General features: G+C 59.7%; 3 protein-coding genes. 1 reads left to right on the top strand and 2 read right to left on the bottom strand.

Annotation, left to right across the window (positions count from 1 at the left end):
• A partial coding sequence (locus AC097P_RS23480) for a DEAD/DEAH box helicase (protein ID WP_479612851.1) occupies positions 1-973 on the top strand: 973 nt, incomplete at its 5' end.
• Here the strand turns inward: AC097P_RS23480 and AC097P_RS23475 are convergent.
• The gene (locus AC097P_RS23475) at positions 970-1611 is read right to left on the bottom strand and encodes a glutathione S-transferase family protein (protein ID WP_479612850.1); all 642 of its coding nucleotides are present in this window, start codon (positions 1609-1611) and stop codon (positions 970-972) included. The genes AC097P_RS23480 and AC097P_RS23475 overlap by 4 nt on opposite strands.
• Positions 1612-1646: 35 nt before the next feature.
• Entirely contained in the window at positions 1647-1955 is a 309-nt protein-coding gene (locus AC097P_RS23470; RefSeq protein ID WP_479612849.1) for a DUF6172 family protein, read from the bottom strand.
• Positions 1956-1976 lie beyond the last annotated feature (21 nt).

Raw genomic sequence — 1976 nt, 5'->3', positions numbered from 1 at the left:
CCTGGCCCTGGCTATGCCGCAATCCCCCAAGGTGGTGGTGGCTGCGGGCGGTGTCTCCATCAACCCGCAAATGATGGCCCTGCGCGGGGGTGCCGACGTGCTGGTCGCCACACCCGGCCGCCTGTTGGACTTGGCTGCGCAAAACGCGGTGCAACTAGCCACCGTGCGCCTGCTGGTGCTGGACGAGGCCGACCGCCTACTGGACCTGGGTTTTGCCGAAGAGCTGGGCAAGGTGCTGACCCTGCTGCCACCGCGCCGCCAAAGCCTGTTTTTCTCGGCCACCTTTCCGCCGGATGTGCGCGCCCTGGCCGGCCAGATGCTGCGTGACCCGGTCAACATTTCCGTGGCATCCACCGAACTGCCACCCGCCGACATCACCCAACGCGCCATTCGGGTCGACACCGACAAGCGCACACAGCTGCTGCGCCACCTTATCAAAGACCAGGGCTGGAAACGCGTGCTGGTTTTTGTGGCCACCAAATACGCGGCCGAGCTGGTGGCAGAGAAGCTCTACAAAGCCAAAATTTATGCCACAGCCTTCCACGGCGACCTGAGCCAGGGCGCGCGCAAACAGGTGCTGGCAGAGTTCAAGGACGAGCAGTGGGAAGTGGTCATAACCACCGATCTGGCATCACGCGGCATCGACATTGCCAAGCTGCCGGTAGTGGTCAACTACGACCTGCCCCGCTCGGCGGTCGACTATGTGCACCGGATAGGGCGCACCGGCCGCGCCGGCGAGCCGGGTTTGGCGGTCAGCTTTGTAACGGCCGATACCGAAGCCCATTTCCATTTGATCGAAAAGCGCCAGGGCTTGAGCCTGTCGTTAGAAGAGATTGCGGGTTTCGAACCCACTGAAGTGGCCACGCCGATAGTCGTGCAGGTAGCCGCGGACAAGGGCGGCATCAAAGGCAAGCGCCCCAGCAAGAAAGACAAGCTGCGCGCGCTGGCCGCCGCCCAGACCAAGTCCGACTAGGCTTTAACCATTGACGCCTTGCGATCTGCTGCCACCCTTTGGGCCGACGGACGCTCACTGATGAACTTGATATAAGCCTTGTAGTCAATGCCACCAGCCAGCAACAGGTCTTCACCATAAATGGCCTTGGTGGCCATGCCCACCACCGGCAGGCTGGCATAGGCCGCGCAGTCGGCCAGCGTAAAGGTGTCGCCCGCTGCATAGGGTTCAAACTTCAACAAGCGTTTGACAGCGGGAATACTCTTGTCCAGCTGCTTGCGCACCCGTGCCTGAGTGCCCTCGCTGACGGTGCCACCAAAAAAAGCCTGGTAATACAACTCGCGGGCTGCCAGCTCAAGGTGCAGGTCAATGTAAATGCACAACTCGCGCACCTTGGCTGCGGCAAAGGGGTCAGCGGGCAACAGCGGCGGGTTGGGGTACGCCGCCTCTATGTATTCCACAATGGCTTCGCTTTCACACAGCGTGCCCTGTGGTGTGCGAATGAAGGGGATTTTGGCCAATGGAGAAGCCGACAACACCGATTCGTCTGTCAAGCCGGTCTTGACGTTCTCTTCGACAAATGGCACGTTCTTTTCCAGAAGCGCCAGTTTGACCTTGTTGTAGTAGTTAGAAACGGGGAAACCACACAGCGTCAACATAAAGCTTTTTCCTGATCAAGATTCAAAAAATAAAATTACTCCAGCGGAGCAGCGCCTGCCGGTCGCGCCTGCCTACGGCCATGCGAGGCCAGTACTTCCACATAGAACTGGTCGCCGCCCGTTGTAGCGATGCCGTCGATCAGCTCTGTGAGCGTGGCAAAGTGGACCACAACCGCCTGCTCTTCGGTGGCACCAAAGCGACAGTCAAAGTCCCAAAAGTCCACGCCCTCGGGCAGCTCGCGGCGGCGCTCGCGTTTAACGTATTTGCGGATCTCGTGCTTGACGGCGTCCAGAACCCGGTCGCGGTTCTTGCCTTCGATATTCAGTTTGAATGTTTTTTTCATGCTCCGATTATGCTGCGCGGC

It is taken from the genome of Rhodoferax sp. ZS1R8, assembly GCF_056521325.1.
Note: the sequence above shows the minus strand (reverse complement) of the source record. Positions and strands in the feature narration are given on the sequence as shown.